This is a genomic window from Streptomyces sp. FIT100, assembly GCF_024584805.1.
Taxonomy (GTDB): domain Bacteria; phylum Actinomycetota; class Actinomycetes; order Streptomycetales; family Streptomycetaceae; genus Streptomyces.
This window is the reverse complement of record NZ_CP075715.1, coordinates 3014281-3034698: the sequence shown is the minus strand read 5'-3', so window position 1 is coordinate 3034698 and position 20418 is coordinate 3014281. Positions and strand designations below refer to the sequence as shown.

Below are 20418 nucleotides of genomic sequence, written 5' to 3'. Positions count from 1 at the left end.
GAGGACCGGCAGCAGGAACCGGCAGCAGGAACCGGCAGCCGGAACCGGCAGCTGGGCAGGCGCGAATCGGGGGAGGGCTCGGGGCGGGGTTCGCGTACGGGCGTACGGCGCGGGCCCTACTCTCGAAGAGACCCCGAACCCCCGAGGACCCCACTGTGGCCGGACGCTTCGCACCCCGCCCCGCCGTCACCCGCACGACCACGCGCGGCGGCGAGGTCGCCGTACCCGCGCCCCGCGCGGCGGCGCGCGCCCAGGGCGGCGGTCAGGAGCGGCGTTACGCGCCGCCCGGCCCGCTCGACCTCGGGCTGGTGCTCGGGCCGCTGCGCCGCGGCCCCGCGGACCCCACGTTCCGTACGACGCCGGACGGCTCCGTGTGGCGGGCCACCCGCACCCCCGCAGGCCCCGGAACGCTCCGGGTCGCCGCGCACGACGGAGCCGTGCACGCCCAGGCATGGGGGCCCGGCGCCGAGTGGCTGCTGGAGCAGCTGCCCGCGCTGCTCGGCGACGCCGACGACCCGGACGCCTTCGCGCCCCGCCACCGGCTCGTCGCCGCGACCCACCGCCGCCGCCCCGGCCTGCGACTGACGCGGACCGGGCTGGTCATGGAGTCCCTGATCCCCTCCGTCCTGGAGCAGAAGGTCACCACGGACGAGGCGTACCGCGCCTGGCGGCTCCTGGTGCGCAGGTACGGAGAGCCCGCCCCCGGCCCGTGCCCCGAGCGGATGTGCGTCATGCCCGAGCCCCGCGCCTGGGCGCTCATCCCGTCCTGGGAGTGGCACCGTGCGGGCGTCGACAACAAGCGCGCCTCGACGATCCTGCGCGCCGTCCGGGTGGCACGCCGCCTGGAGGAGGCCGCGGCGATGGAGCCCGAGGCGGCCATGGCCCGCCTGGAACTGATCCCCGGCATCGGCCCCTGGACCTCGGCCGAGACGGTCCAGCGCAGCAACGGCGCCCCCGACGCCGTCACCGTCGGCGACCTCCACCTCCCCGGCATCGTCGGCTACGCCCTCGCCGGCGACCGGGACGCCGACGACGCCGCGATGCTCGAACTCCTGGAGCCGTACGCGGGCCAGCGCCACCGCGCCGCCCGGCTGATCCTGCTGAGCGGCCGGGTGCCGGCGAGGCGGCAGCCGAAGATGCCGAGGCACGACATCTCGGCGCTCTGAGCCGCCGCGGCCGAGGACGCCGAGCCCCGCCGGGACCGGCACGTCCCGGGCGGTCAGCGCACCCTGACCCAACGCATGCGGGCTCGACCCGCTGCCGTTCGACCCGTCTCGGGGTCGGCCCACCTCGGGCTCGACCCGTCTCGGCTTGGCCTGCCGCGGGCTCGGCTCGTCTTGGCTCGACCTGTCTCGGGCTCGACCCGTCTCGGCTTGACCTGTCTCGGGCTCGACCCGTCTCGGCTTGACCTGTCTCGGGCTCGGCTCGCCTTGGCTCGACCTGCCTCGGGCTCGGCCCACCTCGGGCTCGGCCCACCTCGGCTCGGCCCGCCTCCGCTCGTCGCGGCACGGCTGGCTTGGGCCCACCTCGGCTCGTCGTGGCACGGCTGGTCTGGGCTCGTCTCGGCTCAGCGCACCTCGATGAACGTCGACGCCTCCCGTGCCGGGCGCTCCTTCGGCGGAGCCGCCGGCCGGCCCACCGCCACCGCGCCCATCGGGTCCCACGCCTCCGGCAGCCCGAGCACCTCGCGCACGACCTCGCGGCAGAACATCGTCGACGACACCCACGCCGACCCGAGCCGTTCGCCCGCCAGCGCCACCAGGAAGTTCTGGACGCCCGCGCCCGTGGCGACCACGAACATCTCGCGCTCCGCCGCGTCGCGCCGGGCGTCGCCGTAGGTGTGCGAGCCGTCCATCACCAGGCACGGCACCACCAGGTAGGGCGCGTTGCGCAGCACGTCGCCGCGCCTGACCCGCTTCGCGATGGACTCTTCGGACTTGCCGTCGCGCCGCAGGTCGGCGATCCACGCCTCGCGCATCGCGTCCAGCAGGTGCACCCGCGACTCCTCGGACTCCAGGAGCACGAACCGCCAGGGGGTGGTGTGGTGAGGAGCCGGTGCGGTCACCGCGGCCGCGACCGCGCGGCGCACCGCGCCGGGGTCGACCGGGTCGTCCGTGAACTCCCGCACCGTCCGCCGCAGCGTCACCGCTTCCCGTACGGCCTCCGACGTGCCGAGCCGGAACATGTCGTCCGCGGCCGGCCGTGCCAGCGCCCGCGCCCCCTCGGCCCCGTCGGCCACCACATGCCCGAGCCCGCGCACCACCGCGACGGGCAGCCCGGCCGCCTTGCCCTTGACCAGGTCGCCGGCTCCGGCCAGTTCGTCGGCGGTGGCGACGACCGTGGCGCTCAGCGGATTCCCGTACCTGTCGGTGCCGCCGCGCAGATCGTCCAGGACCCGCACCCCCGCCGCGCCGATCGCGACGTCGGTGAGGCCGTTCCGCCAGGGCCGCCCGAAGGTGTCCGTGACGACGACGCCCACCTCGACGCCGAGCGTGTCCCGCAGCCCCTCGCGGATCCGGGCCGCCGACGCGTCCGGGTCCTCGGGCAGCAACAGCACGGTGCCGGCAGGGGTGTTGGAGGCGTCGACTCCGGCTGCCGCCATGATCAGGCCCTGCCGGTTCTCGACGATGCGCAGGGCGCCGCGGCGCGCCACGACCCGTACCGTCTCCGCGTCGATGGCCTCCTCGCGGTCGTCGGCCGTGACGATCCGCCCCTCGGCCTTGCTCACGATCTTCGAGGTGACCAGCAGGACGTCACCGTCCACCAGGCCCGGTTCGGTGGCCGCGATCAGCTTGGCGATGTCGTCGCCGGGCCGGACCTCGGGCAGCCCGGGCAGCGCCCACACGCGGTACGACGGCGAGCTCTCCGCGCCCGTCACGCCCTTACCTCCTCCGCGAGCGCCAGCGCCTCACGCGCCATCGCCGCGGCGGCCTCGACGTCGGTCATCATCAGCGGCACGGCCTTGCAGCGGATCCCCGCCTCCTCGATCTCCGGCACCGCGGCCGCGTCGACGCCGTCGACGAGCCAGCCGTCCAGCAGCCCCGAGCCGTAGTGCTGCGCGACGGCCGCCGCGGTCGACTCGACACCGACCGCCGCCAGCACCTTGTCCGCCATGCCGCGCACCGGTGCGTCGCCGACGATGGGGGAGAGGCCGACGACCGGCACGCCCGCTTCCGCGATCGCCTCCCGGATACCGGGGACCGCGAGGATCGTCCCGATGCTCACCACCGGGTTCGACGGCGGGAAGAGGATCACGTCCGCGGCGGCGATCGCCTCCAGCACACCGGGTGCGGGCTTGGCCTGCTCGGCCCCCACGGGGACGACGGCGTGGGCGTCGACGGAGGCCCGCAGCCGGACCCAGTACTCCTGGAAGTGGACGGCCTTGCGCTCGCCCTCCACGGTGATGGCGACATGGGTCTCGACCCGGTCGTCGGACATCGGCAGCAGCCGCACCCCGGGCTGCCATCGCGCACACAGCGCCTCGGTGACGGCGCTCAGCGGATAGCCGGCGCCCAGCATCTGCGTCCGCACGATGTGCGTGGCGAAGTCGCGGTCACCGAGGCCGAACCAGTCGGGCCCCACGCCGTACGCCGCGAGCTCGCTCTTGACCTGGAAGGTCTCGTCGGTACGTCCCCAGCCCTGCTCCTCGTTGATGCCGCCGCCGAGCGTGTACATCACCGTGTCCAGGTCCGGGCAGACCTTCAGCCCGAACAGATGGATGTCGTCACCGGTGTTGCCGATGACCGTGATGTCGGCGTCGGGGGCGGCCGTCTTGAGGCCACGCAGAAAACGAGCACCGCCGATGCCTCCGGCCAGAACCACAATGCGCATAAGGACAGTCTGTCAGCCGAAGGCTGATCGTTGAGGGGCGGTGGTCGGGCGACGGGCGGGCCTGTCAGCCGAAGGCTGATCGTTGAGGGGCGGTGGTCGGGCGACGGCAGGGCGACGGGTGGGCGACCGGTGAGCCCGTCAGGCGGTGACGGCTGCCCGCCGGGCCGGGGAGCAGTGCGAGGCGTGCATCGGCATCTCGGTCAGGCCCGGGAAGTAGATGTGCAGGCTCACGGCCGGTTCGAGCGAGTCGTTGACCACCTCGTGCACATATCCGGGGGCGAATACGCGCTGGGCGCCGGGGCCGAGGGAGCGGGCCGCGGTGGCCGTCCGCTCCGTCAACTCGCCTTCCAGGACGGTCAGTACGCCGGAGGAACGGCCGTGGTCGTGGAGGCCGCTGCCCTGTCCCGGCACCCAGGAGAGCAGCCACACCTCGTAGCCGGGGCCGGTGCGCAGCCGGTGGTACCAGCGGGAGGTGGCGTCGTACTGGACGAGGTGCGCCCACTGGGCGCGGTCGTCGGCGAGGGCGCGGGCGAGGCCGGCGAACTCGGCCACGGTCGCGGGGTGCTCACGGGCGGGCTGGAGGAGGTGCTGGACCTCGAGGATGTCGCCGGCGATCTGGAGGTCGCTGTCGCTGTTCATGGGTGCGGTGGTTCCTCGGCAGAAACAGAAAGGTCAGTGCTGGGGTGTCGCGAGTTCCCGCCCGGTGGGCGGAGGGGGAGAGCTGGAGCGCGACGGCATCAACAGCTGGAACAGCAACAGCAGCAGCGAGTGAGGAGGACAGCACTGCGGAACCCACGGATGGGTGTCGCGGAAGGCGCTGTGGTCGCTGGCATGCCTTCAAAGGTGACCAATGCGCTCCCGGATGTCAACTCAATGGCCGATTTGGACCAAATGTTTCACCTCATCCGGTTACTCCGGTCGGAGAAAGGTTTGTGCGACCGGGGGGCAGGAGACATGGCGCAGCAACCGCGCTCTCAAACGCCGTTGTGCTCTCGTGATCGGACTGTGATCCGGATCGCTTGTATGGCCGGATCGCAACAAGATCGAGCCGCGCGGCGTCCTTCCTCGGTGAAGACCGGTGGCCGCCGGGGCCGCACCGGAGAGGGGAGGGCGCGGGGAGCTTCGCGGGCGGGTCGGTGGCATGTGTCGCGTTTTTAGTGATTTGAACACTTTCCACACAGCCTTGGTCCCGCAGAGTGAATACCAGGCCCAATAGCAGATCTCGGCTTGACTGGCCCGGATCCACGCACTTGTAATTTCACTCGTGTCGTTCGGCCGAAAACGGTAACGGCTACATCACGGGGACGCAAAAGACAGACGAGGGGCGCACATGACCGAGCTGTTCCAGCAACTGCTGGTCGAGGACGCGGAAGAGGAACTCGGCTGGCAGGAGCGCGCGTTGTGCGCCCAGACCGACCCCGAGTCCTTCTTTCCGGAGAAGGGCGGTTCCACTCGCGAAGCCAAGAAGGTCTGCCTCGCCTGCGAAGTGCGCTCCGAATGCCTCGAGTACGCGCTCGCCAACGACGAGCGTTTCGGAATCTGGGGCGGTCTGTCCGAGCGTGAGCGCCGCCGTCTCAAGAAGGCCGCCGTCTGACCGGTTCCTCACACCGAACCGTCCGCTGCCCGATCCGGCTGTCCGACCAAACAGCACACACCTGTACGTAAGAAGCGGTCCGTTGCCTGGCTCTGTCCACAGGCGGCGGACCGTTCCCATGTCAGCCGTTAGTGTGGGGCCCCGTCCCAGACGCTCCAGCGCCCCCTCGCAGGGGTGACCCCGGCCGGAGGGCCCGTACCTCGATGTCCGCCACCACCGCCGTGTTCGACCCGGCCACCGCCGGCGGGTTCGCTCCCGCCAACCCGCCCGAGTTCCCGCGGCATGTCGTCACCGCCGTCATCGTCTCCCACGACGGTGCCCGCTGGCTGCCGCACGCGCTCGCCGGGCTGCTCGGCCAGGAGCGCCCCGTGCAGAACGTCATCGCGGCCGACACCGGCAGCGCCGACGACTCCGCGCGGCTCGTCACCGACGCCCTCGGCGCCGACCGGGTCCTGCACCTCGCCCGCCGCACCGGCTTCGGCGCCGCCGTCGACGAGGCCGCACGCACCGCGGGTGTCCTCACCCCCGACGACCTGCCGTATCTGAAGCGGCCCAGCGGCTGGGACCCCGTCACCAGGACCTGGCGCGACGAGGCGTACGAGATGCCGGAACTGCCGTACGGCGAACCGGTCCAGTGGCTCTGGCTGCTCCACGACGACTGCGCACCCGCCCCCGACGCCCTCGCCGAACTGCTGCGCGTCGCCGACTCCGACGCGTACGCGGCGATCATCGGCCCCAAGCTGCGCGGCTGGTACGACCGCAAGCAGCTCCTCGAAGCCGGCGTCTCCATCGCCAACAGCGGCCGCCGCTGGACCGGACTCGACCGCCGCGAGCAGGACCAGGGCCAGCACGACCAGGTCCGCTCCGTCCTCTCCGTCTCCTCCGCCGGCATGCTCGTCCGCCGCGACGTCTGGGAGGAGCTCGGCGGCTTCGACCGCCGGCTGCCCCTCATGCGCGACGACGTCGACCTGTGCTGGCGCGCCCACGCCGCCGGACACCGCGTCCTCGTCGCGCCCGGCGCCGTCCTGAGGCACGCCGAGGCCGCCGCCCGCGAGCGCCGCACCGTCGACTGCGCCGGCCGCTCCGTCGCGTCCCCGCACCGCGTCGACAAGGCCGGCGCGGTCTACACACTGCTCGCCAACGCCCGCGGCCGCGCCCTGCCTTGGGTCTTCCTCCGGCTCGTCCTCGGCACTCTGCTGCGCACCCTCGCCTATCTCGTCGGCAAGGCGCCGGGCCAGGCCGTCGACGAGGTCATGGGGCTCTTCGGCGTCCTCCTGCGCCCCGAGCGGATCCTCGCCGCCCGCCGCAGGCGCAAGGGCTCCGCCGTCGAGGCGAGCGAACTGCGACCGCTCTTCCCGCCGCCCGGCGCCACCGTCCGCGCCACGGTCGAGCAGATCGCGAGCAGCCTCGGCGCCGGGACGGACTCCGACGCCGGCGGCTCACGCCACGGCGTCGCCGAATCGGGACCGGGCGGCGACGACGCCGAGTACCTGGAGATCGAGCAGTTCGCCCGGCTCAAGCGGATCGCCCGCAAGCCGGGCCCCGTCCTCTTCGCGCTCCTGCTCGTCGTCTCGCTCGTCGCCTGCCGCGGACTCCTCACGGGCGGCGCACTCGCGGGGGGCGCACTGCTGCCCGCCCCCGAATCCATCTCCGGCCTCTGGGGGCGGTACGCCGACGCATGGCACCCCCTCGGCACCGGCGGCACCCAGACCGCACCGCCCTATCTCGCGGTCCTGTCCGTCCTCTCCGTCCTGTTCCTCGGCTCCACCGGCTTCGCGCTCACCCTGCTGCTCGTCTGCTCCGTGCCGCTCGCCGGCCTGACGGCGTACTTCGTCTCCCGGCCGCTCGTCGAGTCCCGGCTGCTGCGCGCCTGGGCGAGCATCGCGTACGCCTTCCTGCCCGCGGCGACCGGCGCGCTGGCCACCGGCCGGCTCGGCACCGCCGTCCTCGCGATCGTCCTGCCGCTGATCGCCCGCGCGGCGGTCGCGGCGTACGGACTCGGCCGGCCGGAAGGCGCAGCTCCCGTGCGCGGCAGCTGGCGCGCCACCTGGGCGTACACACTGCTGCTGACCTTCGCGATGGCCTTCACCCCGATCGTGTGGCCGCTCGCGGTCGTCCTCGGCGTCGCCGCGCTCGTGCTGCGACGTGACGACCTCACCGCGTACGGGCTGCGCGTGCTCGTCGCCGTCGGCACCCCGCTGCTGGTCCTCGCCCCCTGGTCGCTGTCGCTGCTGAGCAGCCCGTCCCGCTTCTTCCGCGAGGCGGGCCTCGACTTCGGCCCGGGCGCGGCCTCCGCGCTCGACCTGCTCGGCATCAGCCCCGGCGGCCCGAAGGCCCTGGGCGGACTCGTGCTCATCGGAGTCGTCCTCGCGGCGCTCGCCGCCCTGCTGCGCGGCGAGCGGCAGTTCGCCATCCGCATCGCCTGGGCGGTCGCGCTCACCGCTCTCGCCTTCGCGGCCCTCACGAACGGCTCGGGCTGGGCGGGACCCGCCACCCTCGTCTACGGCATCGCACTGCTCGCCGCCGCCGTGCTCGGAGCCGAAGGCGCCCGCGAGCGGGTCGCCGCCCAGTCCTTCGGCTGGCGCCAGCCCGTCGCCGCGCTCATCGCCGTCGCGGCGGCCGCGGCGCCGCTGCTCGCCGCCGCCAACTGGATGATCAGCGGGGCCACGGGTCCGCTGGAGCGCCGGGACCCGGTGCAGGTGCCGGCGTTCGTCGCCGAGGAGAGCGACACCCGCGACCAGCCGCGCACCCTCGTCCTCGGCGGCAGCGACCCGGCCACCGTGGAGTACAGCCTGGTCCGCGGCTCCGGCGCGCGCCTCGGCGACGCCGAGTTGACCGAGACCGGCGGCAGCGACCCCCGCCTCGACAAGGTCGTCGCCAATCTCGTCGCCGGCTCCGGCGCCGACCAGACCAGCCAGCTCAGCGGCTTCGCGATCCGGTACGTGCTCGTACGGGACGGGGCGCCGCGCCAGATGAGCCGCGTCCTCGACGCCACCCCCGGGCTGTCCCGCCTGAGCCAGCTCGACGGCACCTCCCTGTGGCGCGTCGACCGCCAGGTCGCCCGCGCGGTCATCGTGGACGGCAAGGAGGATCCGCTGCCCGTGGCCTCCGGACCCGTCGAGGCACACACCGAGATCCCGGCGGGCGGCTCCGGGCGCGTGCTGCGCATCGCGGACCGCGCGGACGACGGCTGGCAGGCCACGCTCGACGGCCGCGCACTTCCGACGACCACGGTCGACGGCTGGGCCCAGGGCTTCGAGCTTCCCGCCGAGGGCGGCAAGCTCGACCTGACGTACGAGGAGCCCGTCAGCCACACCGCCTGGATCTGGGCTCAGGCCCTGCTCGCCGTCGTCGTGCTGGTCCTCGCCCTGCCGGGCCGGCGCCGCGAGATCGACGACGACCTGCCGGACGAGGAGGCCGCGATCCCGGCCCAGCCCGTGGAGGGCGAGGGGCGCAGGGCCCGCAGGCTGCGCGCGGCGGCGCAGGCGGAGGCCGATGCGGCCGACGCTGCCGAGGCGGATGCCCCCGAGCATGAGCATGCCCCCGAGCACGAGCACGAGCAGGAGCCCGACTCGCAGCACGAGCCGGGCCCGGAGCCCTACGCGTCGGTGCCGGAGCAGCAGCAGTACCCGCAGCAGTACGGATACGAGGGCTACGGCGAGCAGCAGTACCCGTCGGCGGAGCAGCCGTACGGGTACGACGGGTACGGCGACCAGCAGTACGCCGGCCGGCAGCCGTACGCCCAGGGGGCGTACGGCCAGGACCAGTACGGACAGGAGGCGTACGGGCAGCAGCAGTACGCCCAGGACTCGTACCAGGACCAGTACGGGCAGGACCAGCAGGCGCAGGAGCAGCACGCGCAGGACCAGTACGGACAGCAGTACGACCCGTACCGCACGGGCCAGTACGACCCCTACGGCTACGAGACCGAGCAGCGTCCCGACGGGAGCAGCAACCAGTGAACCGCACCACCCTCTCCCTCCTCGCGGCCGCCACCGCCCTCGCCGCCGTCACGGGATTCGCCGCGCTCACCGCCCCCGACGGCGGGGAGGCCCGGTCGGCGAGCGCCCCGGCCCGGCTTCCCGTCGAGCGCTCCAGCCTGCTCTGCCCGGCGCCCAGTACCTCCGACATCGCGGACACGGAGTACACGTCGTACACCCCGGCGCGCAGCGGCGCCGCCGCCGGCACGGACACGAAGTCGGCGGCCGAGCTCCGGCCGACCGCGGCGACGCTGACGGACCCCGACGAGGGCGCCGCGGGCGACGACAAGAAGTCCGCGGACGAGAAGAAGGACGAGAAGAAGAAGGGCGAAGAGGCCAAGGACGGTGCGAAGGCGGACGCGGCGAAGCAGCCCGCGCCGGAGAAGCCCTTCCTCGCCCTGAAGACGCCCGGCAAGCCCGTCGGCGGGAAGGAGTCCGGCAGCGACTCACCCGCGCTCGTCGGCTCCGCCGACGGCGGGCTCGCCCCCGGCTGGACGACCCAGCAGACCACGGTGGTCCCGGCGGGCAGCGGCCGCGGCGTGCTCGGCGTCAGCTGCACCGCGCCCGACACCGACTTCTGGTTCCCCGGCGCCAGCCTTGCAGCGGACCGCCAGGACTACGTCCACCTCACCAACCCCGACGACACCGCCGCGGTCGCCGACATCGAGATCTACGGCACGGACGGCGCCCTCAAGTCCCAGCTCACCGAGGGCATTCCGGTGCCGGCCGGAGCGAGCGTCCCCGTCCTCCTCCCGACGCTGACGAGCGACAAGGCCGAGGACGTGACGGTCCACGTCACCACCCGCACGGGACGGGTCGGTGCCGTCGTGCGCGGCGCGGGTGACGAGACGGGAAGCGACTGGCTGCCCGCCTCCGCCGACCCGTCCGGCACGCTCGTCCTGCCCGGAATCCCGGCGGACGCCACGTCCGTGCGGCTCGTGGCCTTCGCCCCCGGCGACGCCGACGCCGACCTGAAGCTGAGGCTGGCGACCCCGTCCGGCACCATCACCCCGGCCGCCGCGGAGACCTTGCGGGTCAAGTCGGGCATGACAGCGGCGCTCGACCTGAAGGACGTCACCAAGGGCGAGGTCGGCTCCCTGCTGCTCAGCCCGGCGGAGGGCGGCCAGGCGACCCCGGTCGTCGCCGCGCTCGAGGTCACCCGGGGCACGGGCGCCAAGCAGGAGTTCGCGTTCATCCCCGCGACGGCTCCGGTGACGGAGCGCGCGACGGCCGCCGACAACCGCGCCAAGGGCTCGGTCCTCTCCCTGACCGCGCCGGGCGCCTCGGCCGAGGTGAAGGTGACGGCATCGGCCGGCACCGAGGGCGGCGAGCCGGTCGTCAAGACGTTCGAGGTGAAGGGCGGCACGACCCTGGCGGTCACCGGCCCGCCCGTCCCGGCCGGGCTGAAGGGCTCGTATGCGCTGACCGTCGAGCCCGTCTCCGGCGGACCGGTCCACGCCTCGCGCACGCTGCTGCTGCCGCAGGACGGGATCCAGATGTTCACGGTCCAGACGCTCCCCGACGACCGCGGCACGGTCGAGGTCCCGACGGCCCGGCAGGATCTGTCGGTGCTCGGCGACTAGGGGGTGTCCTCGGGGGGACACCCCCGAGGACCTGCCCTCAGGGAGGACGACCCCGGGACGGCCCCCCCGGGCAAACCCGCGTCAGTCCCCGGGCAAACCCGGGTCAGTCCCCGGGCAAACCCGGGTCAGTCCCCCGGGTTCAAACCCGGGTCAGTCCTGCCCGTACCGCGGATCGACGGACTCCGGCGACAGGCCCAGCAGGTCCGCGACCTGCTCCACGACCACCTCGTGGACGAGCAGCGCCCGCTCCTCCCGGTTCTTGGTGCGGATCTCGACCGGGCGCCGGTAGACGACGATCCGGGCAGGCCGGCCCTTGCCCGCCGGGACCGAGTCGCCCAGCGGCACGGTCTCGTCGAGCGTCCCCGGCACCTCCAGGACCAGGAACTCCACCTCGGTGAGCTGCGGCCAGCGCCGCTCCAGCCGTTCGACCGAGTCCTGCACGAGGTCCCGGAAGGTGTCCGCCCGGCTGGCGGAGAGCGGCACCTGGGGCGGGGCGACGGGCCCGCGCATCCCGCGGCCGTGCCGGTCGCGGCGGCGGGGCCGCGGCTCCTTGGAATCCCTCGGCTCGGTCGGGCGGGGCGGTACGGGCGGCACAGGACTGTCCATCACTGACGCAGGGTAGCTCCCCGGGGCGTGCCCGCACCGGGGCCGCACGCCCACCGCGCGGCACGTCACCCCTCCCCGGAGGGCATGTCGCTTATTGAGCATTCCGGCCATCCTTGGGCTCGATTCGGTACCTCCGCGCGATCGCCGCTCTCATCGCGATTGGCGCGATTTGTATCGAGCCGTGACCGGATCCCCGGCGGCGGCCGACCGGGTGACGCCGCTCCCGTGCAGGTCAGCGCCGCCGTCCCGAAACTGCCTGTGCCGGACGTCACATGACGACACGGTGGAGTGACCTGGTGGAGAGTCGTCGCGGCCCGCTCAAGAGTGCGGTACCGTCCAACGTCGTGAGCCCTGTACGTCGCTGTTCGCGCACCGCGTGCGGCCGCCCTGCCGTCGCGACACTGACGTACGTCTATGCCGATTCGACCGCGGTCCTCGGCCCGCTCGCCACCTACGCCGAGCCCCACTGCTACGACCTGTGCGCCGAGCACAGCGAGCGCCTCACGGCCCCGCGCGGCTGGGAGGTCGTACGGCTCGCGGACTGCTCCGCTCCCGCCAGGCCCAGCGGCGACGACCTCGAAGCCCTCGCCAACGCGGTCCGGGAAGCGGCCCGCCCCCAGGAGCGCGCCGCAGAGGCGGGCGGCGCGGGCGCCGGTCCCCGCCGAGCGGATCCGATGGAGGTCGCACGCCGCGGCCACCTTCGGGTACTGCGTTCGCCCGACTCCTGAGCGTTCCTCACGGCGCCCCGTACGGGGCCGCGCCCGGCCCCGGCCCCGGCCCCTCGATTCCTGAGCGGTTGCCCCGCCCCTGCGTCTCCCTTGGGCCCGCTGCGGGGTAGTTTGTGCTGACCGCAGGGACTTCAGGAGGGTGGGCCGTGGCTGCAACTGCTGCTGATCTGTCGCAGATCGTGAAGGCGTACGACATCCGCGGGGTGGTGCCGGATCAGTGGGACGAGGAGCTCGCCGAGCTGCTCGGCGCCTCCTTCGTCGAGGTGACGGGCGCGGACGCGATCGCCATCGGCCATGACATGCGCCCTTCGTCGCCGGGACTGTCGGCGGCCTTCGCGCGCGGCGCCTGCGCCCGCGGCGCGGACGTCACGCTGATCGGACTCTGCTCCACCGACCAGCTGTACTTCGCCTCCGGCCACCTCGGGCTGCCGGGCGCCATGTTCACGGCCTCGCACAACCCCGCGCAGTACAACGGCATCAAGCTGTGCCGGGCCGGCGCGACCCCGGTGGGCCAGGACAGCGGGCTCGGCGAGATCCGCGCCCTGGTCGAGTCCTGGCGCAAGTCGGGCGCCCTCGCACCGGTCGCGACCCCGGGCACCGTGAGCGAGCGCGACACGCTCGCCGAGTACGGGGCCCACCTCCGCTCCCTCGTGGAGCTCGGCTCCCTGCGCCCCCTCAAGGTCGTCGTGGACGCGGGCAACGGAATGGGCGGCCACACGGTCCCCACGGTCCTCGCCGGGCTGCCCGTCGAGCTCGTCCCGATGTACTTCGAGCTGGACGGCACCTTCCCGAACCACGAGGCCAACCCGCTCGACCCGAAGAACCTCGTCGACCTCCAGGCCCGCGTGCGCGCCGAGGGCGCCGACATCGGCATCGCCTTCGACGGCGACGCCGACCGCTGCTTCGTCGTGGACGAACAGGGCGAGCCGGTCTCGCCGTCGGCGATCACCGCACTGGTCGCGGCGCGCGAGCTGGAGAAGCACCCCGGCGGCACGGTCATCCACAACCTGATCACCTCGTGGTCGGTGCCGGAGGTCGTACGCGAGCACGGCGGCACGCCGGTCCGCACCCGCGTCGGCCACTCCTTCATCAAGGAGGAGATGGCCCGCACGGGGGCGATCTTCGGCGGGGAGCACTCCGCCCACTACTACTTCCGCGACTTCTGGAACGCCGACACGGGCATGCTCGCCGCCCTCCATGTGCTGGCCGCCCTCGGCACCCAGGACCGCCCGCTGTCCGCGCTGGTCGCCCGCTACGACCGCTACCGCGGATCCGGCGAGATCAACTCCACGGTCGCCGACCAGACCGCCCGCACGGCGTTCGTCCGGGCCGCCTTCGAGGGCCGCGAGGACGTCACCGTCGACACCCTCGACGGCCTGACGATCGCGACCGACACCTGGTGGTTCAACCTCCGCCCCTCCAACACGGAGCCGCTCCTGCGCCTCAACGTCGAGGCCCGGGACGAGACCGTCCTGATCGCCGTGCGCGACGAGGTCCTGGGCCTGGTGCGGGGCGAGTGACCGGAACACCGCGGGGGCGCGGGCCCGGAGACCGCCGTACGGATCCGGCAGGGCTGAAGTCGGCGGGGCTGAAGCCGGCAGGGCGGATCCGGCAGGGCTGATCCGAACGACGGTCCCTGGCCGCGCCGTGCGCCCCCCGGCGGTAGGCTGACCAGGCCCAAGCCGCATGTTCGAAGGGACATCCCATGCCGCTCGAAGCCGGTCTCCTGGAGATCCTCGCCTGCCCGGCCTGCCACGCCCCGCTCACCGACGAGACGGCGGCCGACACGCCCGAGCTGATCTGCACCGGTAAGGACTGCGGCCTGGGTTACCCCGTACGTGACGGGATCCCGGTCCTCCTCGTCGACGAGGCCCGCCGCCCCGCGTAAGCGCCGTACCCCCGTATCCGCAGCTCTACGGCGTACCCGCAGCCCATACGGCGAATCGGAGGCACACCACCATGCTCGACGAGTCACTCCTCGATGCGCCGGAAGCCCTCGCCCGCGCCGACCGCCGCGGTCTGCTCCGCGGCGCCGCGGAGGCCGGGGCGCGCGTCCGTACCGCCGCCCGGCACGCCGCCGAGGCCGGTATCGCCGAGCTGACGCCCGAAGGCCGCCCCCGCGTCGTCCTCATCGCGGGCCCCGGCACCGCCGCCAACGGCGTCGCGGACCTCGTCGCCGCACTCGCCGGACCCACCGCACCGGTCACCCGGCTGGACCCCACCGGCGTGGCACCCGCCGCCGGCGCCCTGCGCTGGACGCTCCCCGGCTGGGCCGGCTCGGTGGACCTGCTGCTCGTCGTCACCACCGACGGCTCCGAGCCGGGCCTCGCCCTCCTTGCCGAGCAGGCGTACCGCCGCGGCTGCACCGTCGTCGCCGTCGCCCCGCAGCGCTCCCCGTTGTCCGAGGCCGTCGACGGCGTCCACGGGCTCGTCGTCCCGATGGCGACCGCCCCGTACGAGCTGTACGAGGAGACCCAGGCCGCGGCCAGCCCCGGCGCGCTCTGGGCGCTGTTCACGCCGCTGCTCGCGCTCCTGGACCGTGTCGGCCTGCTCACCGCGCCCCCCGACGCCCTCCAGAGCGTCGCCGACCGCCTCGACAGCACCGCCGAGCGCTGCGGCCCGGCCATCGCGACCTACAGCAACCCCGCCAAGACGCTCGCCGCGGAGCTCGCCGACACCCTCCCGCTCATCTGGACCGAGGGCACCGCGGCCCCCGTGGGCCGCCGGTTCGCCGCCGTACTGGCCGAACTCGCCGGCCTTCCCGCCCTTTCCGCCCAGCTCCCCGAGGCGCTTCCGGCCCACGGCGTGCTGCTCGCGGGGGACTTCGCGGCGGGCGCCGACCCCGATGACTTCTTCCGGGACCGCGTGGAGGAACCCCAGGCCCTGCGCGCCCGCGTCCTGCTGCTGCGCGACCGCTCCGACGGCGGCCTCACCGCGGCCCCGGCCGCCCGCGAGCTGGCCCTCAGCCACGACACGGCCATCAGCGAGCTGGGGCCGGAAGAGGGCAGCAGCGAGCTGGAGACCCTGGCCGAACTCCTCGCCGTGACCGACTTCGCCGCGGGCTATCTGGCCCTGGCGACCAGCGGCCACGCCTGACGCGACCGACCGACCGCACCGCACCGCACCGGACGGGGCGGGGCGGGGCGGCCGCCCCGGCGCCGACCGGCGGACGGCGTTCCGCAGCCCGCGACGCACCCTGCAGAACGCCACCCGCAGTCAGCAACCGCGATCAGCAACCGCGGTCAGCAACCGGCAAACCGCAACCCTCCCGCCACCCACCAGCCATCCACCCGCCACACACCGAGCTCAGGATCACCCCTCATGGACCGCCTCTCCAACACCGTGCGCCCCTACGCCTGGGGTTCCACGACCCTCATCCCGGAACTCCTCGGCACCGCCCCCACCGGCGAACCGCAGGCCGAGATGTGGATGGGCGCCCACCCAGGGGCGCCCTCCGGAACCGACCGCGGTGCCCTGCACCACCTCATCGCCGCCGACCCCGTGGGCGAACTCGGCGCGGACTCCGCCGGCAAGTTCGGCCCCCGCCTCCCGTTCCTGCTCAAGCTGCTCGCGGCCGGCGCCCCGCTCTCCCTCCAGGTCCACCCGGACCTCGCCCAGGCGAAGGAGGGGTACGCCGCCGAGGAGCGCGCAGGCATCCCGATCGACGCGCCCCACCGCAACTACAAGGACGACAACCACAAGCCCGAGCTGGTCTGCGCCCTCACCCCGTTCGACGGCCTGTGCGGCTTCCGTGCGCCCGTCGAGGCCGCCGACTTCCTCGACGGCCTCGGCATCGACTCGCTCAAGCCGTACGCCGACCTCCTCCACGCCCACCCCGAGGAGGCCGCCCTCCGCGAGGTCCTCACCGCCCTCCTCGGCGCCGACCGCGAGGAGATGGCCCACACCGTCACCGAGGCCGCGGTCGCCGCGGAACGCCTCGGCGGCGCGTACGCCCCGTACGCGGCCATCGCGCACCACTTCCCCGGTGACCCGGGCGTCATCGCCGCCATGCTGCTCAACCACGTACGCCTCCAGCCCGGAGAGGCCCTCTTCCTCGGCGCCGGCGTCCCGCACGCGTACCTCGGCGGCCTCGGCGTCGAGATCATGGCCAACTCCGACAACGTGCTGCGCTGCGGACTGACCCCCAAGCACGTCGACGTGCCCGAACTCCTGCGCATCGTCCGCTTCGAGGCGTCCGACCCGGGAGTGCTGCGCCCGGAGGCGTCCCCCTCCGGCGAGGAGGTGTACGAGACGCCGATCGACGAGTTCCGGCTCTCCCGCTACGTACGGGCGGAGGGCGCGGCTCCCACCGACGTCACCGCACCCACGCCCCAGATCCTGCTGGCGACGGCGGGCCGGCCGAAGGCATCCGGTCCCACGGGCGAATTCACGCTCGCCCCCGGCGAGTCGGTCTTCGTCCCGGCGGGCGAAACGGCCGAACTGTCCGGTACGGGCACCGTCTTCCGCGCCACCGTGGTGGCCTGAGGGCAGTCCGAGGGCGGTCCGGGCCGCCAGGGGCTCCGCCTGCTGCAACAATGTCCCGCCGTAACACAGGAGCATCAACCGAGCATCCTCCAAGGAACGAAGGGACACCCCGCACCCATGAGCGCGTCAGGCGGAACCAAGGCCATCGTGGCGGCACTTGCCGCGAACCTCGCGATCGCTGTAGCCAAGTTCGTGGCGTTCCTCTTCAGCGGCTCCTCGTCGATGCTCGCGGAGAGCGTCCACTCGCTCGCCGACTCGGGCAACCAGGGCCTGCTGCTCCTCGGCGGCAAGAAGGCGCAGCGCGTGGCCACGCCGGAGCACCCCTTCGGCTACGGCCGTGAGCGCTACATCTACGCCTTCCTCGTCTCGATCGTCCTCTTCTCGGTCGGCGGCATGTTCGCCATCTACGAGGGCTACGAGAAGATCAACCACCCGCACGCGATCGAGGACTGGTACTGGCCCATCGGCGTGCTCGTCTTCGCGATCATCGCCGAGACGTTCTCGTTCCGTACGGCCATCAAGGAGTCCAACGTCCTGCGTGGCAGGCGCTCCTGGAAGGAGTTCGTCCGCCATGCGAAGGCCCCCGAGCTCCCCGTCGTCCTCCTGGAGGACCTCGGCGCGCTCGTCGGTCTGATCCTCGCGCTCGGCGGTGTCGGGCTCGCGCTCCTCACCGGCAACGGCGTCTGGGACGGCATCGGCACGCTCTGCATCGGCGTCCTGCTCATCCTGATCGCCCTCGTCCTCGCGGCCGAGACCAAGTCGCTGCTCCTCGGCGAGGCCGCCGGCCTGGAGGACGTCGAGAAGATCAAGGCGGCGGTCGTCGACGGCGACAACGTCACCGGCATCATCCACATGCGCACGCTCCACCTCGGCCCGGAGGAGCTGCTCGTCGCCGCCAAGGTCGCCGTACGGCACGACAACACGGCCGCCCAGGTCGCCGAGGCCATCAACGCCGCCGAGGACCGCATCCGCAGCGCCGTCCCGATCGCCCGCGTCATCTACCTGGAGCCGGACGTCTACAGCGAGACCGCGGCCGCGGCCGGCCCCGACCCGGCCAAGACCCCGGGCGGCCCGGGGCCGGGCACGGCGCACTGACGCACGGCGCACTGACACACGGCGTGTGAGCGCGGGCGTGTGGCGCTGAGCACAGCGGAAGGGGCCCTGACCGATCGACTCGGCCAGGGCCCCTTTCCCGTTTCCCGTACGGCTACGGGGACACCGCTAACCGCTACCGGGCTACTGGATCTCCGCCAGCACCCTCATGACCGCGGGCTCGTCCGGCGCGTCCATCAGCCGCTCCCGGAAGTCCGCGTCCATCAGCTTGCGCGACAGCATCGCCAGGATCCGCAGGTGCTCGTCGCCCGCGGCGGCCTCCGGCACCGTGATCATGAAGATCAGCCGGGCCTTCGTGCCGTCGAGCGAGCCCCACTCCACGCCCTCGGTCGAGCGGGCGAAGCCGACGACAGGGGCGGTCACCGCGTCCGTCTTGGCGTGCGGGATGGCGATCTCCTCGCCGAGGCCGGTCGTCCCCTGCTCCTCGCGGGCGAACGCGGCCCGCACCAGCTCCTCCGGGTCCGCGACCCTGCCGGTCGTCGCGAGCATTGCCGCCATCTCGCGGATGGCGGCGTCCTTCTCGTGGGCGTCGAGCCGCACCTTCACGGTCTGCCTGGTGAGGTAACCGGAGAGCACCTCGGCCTCGGGCGCGGCTTCGGTCTCGTTGCCGGGCTCGGCCTCGGCGGCAGGGACTGCGACGGGGGCAGCGGGCGCGGGTGTACGGGCGCCACCGGCACCCACACCCGCGAACACCGGCTCCGCCATGGCCGCAACCGGCACCCCGGCGGGAACCGGCACCGGCGAGATGGCCGGGGCGCGTCCGGCACCGCGCTCCTTGATGCTGATCAGCGCGTTCGTGGTGATCGCCGTGACCACGGTGCCGGCCGCGATCGCCAGGAAGAACATCGGCACGCCGCCGACAGCGCCCAGCACGGCCACGATGGGACCGCCGTGCGGCACCGCGTCCTTGACACCCGCGAGCCCTGCGAGGGCACCTGCCACCGCGCCGCCCAGCATGTTCGCCGGGATCACCTGCGCGGGCCGCGCCGCGGCGAACGGGATCGCACCCTCGGATATCCCGAAGAAGCCCATGAACAGCGCCGCCATGCCGGTCTCGCGCTCCTGCTCGGAGTACAGCTTGCGCCGGATCAGCGTCGCGAGCCCCTGGCCGAGCGGCATGACCGGGATGGCCGCCGCGCACATGCCCATGACCGTCTGGTTGCCGGTCGCGATGAGCCCCGCACCGAAGAGGAACGCCGTCTTGTTGACCGGTCCGCCCATGTCGAAGGCGATCATGAGGCCCAGGATCGCGCCGAGCAGGATCGCGCTCGTGCCGGTCATCCCGCTCAGCCAGCCGGTCAGATGCTCGAAGACCCAGGCGATCGGCTTGCCGATGACGTAGATGAAGAAGAGCCCGAGCGCCGACGTCGCCACGATCGGGATCACGATGATCGGCATGATCGGCTGGGCGAACTTCGGGACCTTGACCTTCTTGATCCACAGGACCAGGTAGCCGGCGAGGAAGCCGGTGACGATCGCGCCGATGAATCCGGCGCCCGCCTCGGAGTCGTACAGCGCCCCGGTGTTCGCGATCCAGCCGCCGATCATTCCGGGGACCAGCGCCGGCCGGTCCGCGATGGCGTACGCGATGTACCCGGACAGGATCGGCACCATCAGCTGGAAGCCGATCTCACCGATCTTGAAGACGCTCTCCCAGAACGAGCCCTCCGGGATCGCGTAGCCCTCCGGGGTCGCGTGCCCGCCGAGCGCCAGCGAGATGGCGATCAGCAGCCCGCCGACCACGACGAACGGGATCATGTACGAGACACCGTTCATCAGCGCCTTGTACGCGACGCTCCGCTCCCGGCCGGCGCCGCCGCCCGTGCCGACCGGCTCGACGGCACCGCTGCCGCTGCCGCCGTCAGCCGCCCCGGCCGCCCCGTGCACGGGCGCGCTCTGTACCTGCTCGATCAGCCGCTCCGGGTGACGGATGCCCTCGGCCACCCCGACGGCCAGCACCCGCTTCCCGACGAAGCGGCTGCGGTCGACGTCCTTGTCGGCGGCGATGATGACGCCGTCCGCGTTTCTGACATCGTTGTCGGAGAGAACATTCTCGGCCCCGATGGACCCTTGGGTCTCCACCTTGATATCGACGCCGAGCGCGTCCGCAGCCTGCGCGAGTTTCTCCGCGGCCATGTAGGTGTGGGCGATGCCTGTCGGGCAGGCCGTCACCGCGAGCAGCTTCACCTTCCGCTGCTGCTCGCTCGCCGGACTGGTCACGTAGTTCTCCTAACGATGGTGGCGCAGATCGCGCAGACACATGCGATCCCGCAGCATCGTGCAACACATCTGCACCACGTCAAAAAGGCTGAGGTCCGTGCTCGCAGGGACTCTTGCCCCTGATTTCGGCCGGAACGCGTCCGCGACACGGTCGGGATCCGGCCAGAGCCCCGGTGGACTCCGGCCGGACCGCCATCGAACTGCCACCGGACCGGGGCTGGATCCCGGCCCGGGCGCACTGTGGGCGCCTGCGGCGATCGGTGTAGATTCGTGACCAG

At 73.1% G+C, this 20418-nt stretch carries 15 protein-coding genes; 10 read left to right on the top strand and 5 right to left on the bottom strand.

Annotation, left to right across the window (positions count from 1 at the left end; genetic code table 11):
- The first annotated feature begins 155 nt into the window (after window positions 1-155).
- Window positions 156-1166, top strand: coding sequence for a DNA-3-methyladenine glycosylase (locus KK483_RS13200; protein ID WP_262005426.1), 1011 nt, complete (start codon window positions 156-158; stop codon window positions 1164-1166).
- Window positions 1167-1567: 401 nt separating this feature from the next.
- Here the strand turns inward: KK483_RS13200 and KK483_RS13195 are convergent, their stop codons facing one another.
- The 3 genes from KK483_RS13195 to KK483_RS13185 form a co-directional block, all read right to left on the bottom strand.
- Entirely contained in the window at window positions 1568-2878 is a 1311-nt protein-coding gene (locus KK483_RS13195; protein ID WP_262005425.1) for a coenzyme F420-0:L-glutamate ligase, read from the bottom strand.
- The gene (cofD, locus tag KK483_RS13190; RefSeq protein WP_262005424.1) at window positions 2875-3831 is read right to left on the bottom strand and encodes a 2-phospho-L-lactate transferase; all 957 of its coding nucleotides are present in this window, start codon (window positions 3829-3831) and stop codon (window positions 2875-2877) included. Before cofD ends, KK483_RS13195 begins: the two co-directional genes overlap by 4 nt.
- Before the next feature lie 138 nt (window positions 3832-3969).
- Complete coding sequence (locus KK483_RS13185; RefSeq protein ID WP_262005423.1) at window positions 3970-4470, bottom strand: cysteine dioxygenase family protein; 501 nt, start codon at window positions 4468-4470, stop codon at window positions 3970-3972.
- Between the two features lie 691 nt (window positions 4471-5161).
- On the opposite strand from KK483_RS13185, the gene KK483_RS13180 reads away from it, so the two are divergent.
- The 3 genes from KK483_RS13180 (at window position 5162) to KK483_RS13170 (ending at window position 10988) form a co-directional block, all read left to right on the top strand.
- On the top strand, window positions 5162-5425 hold the full coding sequence (locus tag KK483_RS13180) for a WhiB family transcriptional regulator (protein ID WP_077974550.1): 264 nt from the start codon (window positions 5162-5164) through the stop codon (window positions 5423-5425).
- 203 nt (window positions 5426-5628) lie between these two features.
- Window positions 5629-9387 carry a glycosyltransferase family 2 protein gene (locus KK483_RS13175; RefSeq protein ID WP_262005422.1) on the top strand — a complete coding sequence of 1253 codons (3759 nt, stop codon included), beginning with the start codon at window positions 5629-5631 and terminating at the stop codon, window positions 9385-9387.
- A complete protein-coding gene (locus KK483_RS13170; protein ID WP_262005421.1) occupies window positions 9384-10988 on the top strand; it encodes a DUF5719 family protein in 1605 nt (534 codons plus the stop codon). Before KK483_RS13175 ends, KK483_RS13170 begins: the two co-directional genes overlap by 4 nt.
- Before the next feature lie 150 nt (window positions 10989-11138).
- On the opposite strand, the gene KK483_RS13165 is transcribed toward KK483_RS13170, so the two are convergent.
- Window positions 11139-11594 carry a metallopeptidase family protein gene (locus KK483_RS13165; protein ID WP_262005420.1) on the bottom strand — a complete coding sequence of 152 codons (456 nt, stop codon included), beginning with the start codon at window positions 11592-11594 and terminating at the stop codon, window positions 11139-11141.
- 296 nt (window positions 11595-11890) lie between these two features.
- On the opposite strand from KK483_RS13165, the gene KK483_RS13160 reads away from it, so the two are divergent.
- From KK483_RS13160 to KK483_RS13135, 6 genes are all read left to right on the top strand, one after another.
- Window positions 11891-12322, top strand: a complete 432-nt coding sequence (locus tag KK483_RS13160) for a DUF3499 domain-containing protein (RefSeq protein WP_262005419.1) — start codon at window positions 11891-11893, stop codon at window positions 12320-12322.
- A gap of 146 nt (window positions 12323-12468) precedes the next feature.
- On the top strand, window positions 12469-13842 hold the full coding sequence (locus tag KK483_RS13155) for a phosphomannomutase/phosphoglucomutase (RefSeq protein ID WP_262005418.1): 1374 nt from the start codon (window positions 12469-12471) through the stop codon (window positions 13840-13842).
- Window positions 13843-14027: 185 nt separating this feature from the next.
- Window positions 14028-14210: a Trm112 family protein gene (locus tag KK483_RS13150; RefSeq protein WP_262005417.1), complete on the top strand. Its 183-nt coding sequence runs from the start codon at window positions 14028-14030 to the stop codon at window positions 14208-14210.
- Window positions 14211-14281: 71 nt separating this feature from the next.
- Entirely contained in the window at window positions 14282-15418 is a 1137-nt protein-coding gene (locus tag KK483_RS13145) for an SIS domain-containing protein (protein WP_262005416.1), read from the top strand.
- Between the two features lie 225 nt (window positions 15419-15643).
- Entirely contained in the window at window positions 15644-16807 is a 1164-nt protein-coding gene (gene manA, locus KK483_RS13140) for a mannose-6-phosphate isomerase, class I (RefSeq protein ID WP_262005415.1), read from the top strand.
- A 117-nt stretch (window positions 16808-16924) separates the two neighbouring features.
- Entirely contained in the window at window positions 16925-17902 is a 978-nt protein-coding gene (locus tag KK483_RS13135; protein ID WP_262005414.1) for a cation diffusion facilitator family transporter, read from the top strand.
- Between the two features lie 141 nt (window positions 17903-18043).
- Here KK483_RS13135 and KK483_RS13130 read toward each other — a convergent pair whose 3' ends face one another.
- A complete protein-coding gene (locus tag KK483_RS13130) occupies window positions 18044-20092 on the bottom strand; it encodes a fructose-specific PTS transporter subunit EIIC (RefSeq protein ID WP_313879511.1) in 2049 nt (682 codons plus the stop codon).
- Between the last annotated feature and the right edge of the window lie 326 nt (window positions 20093-20418).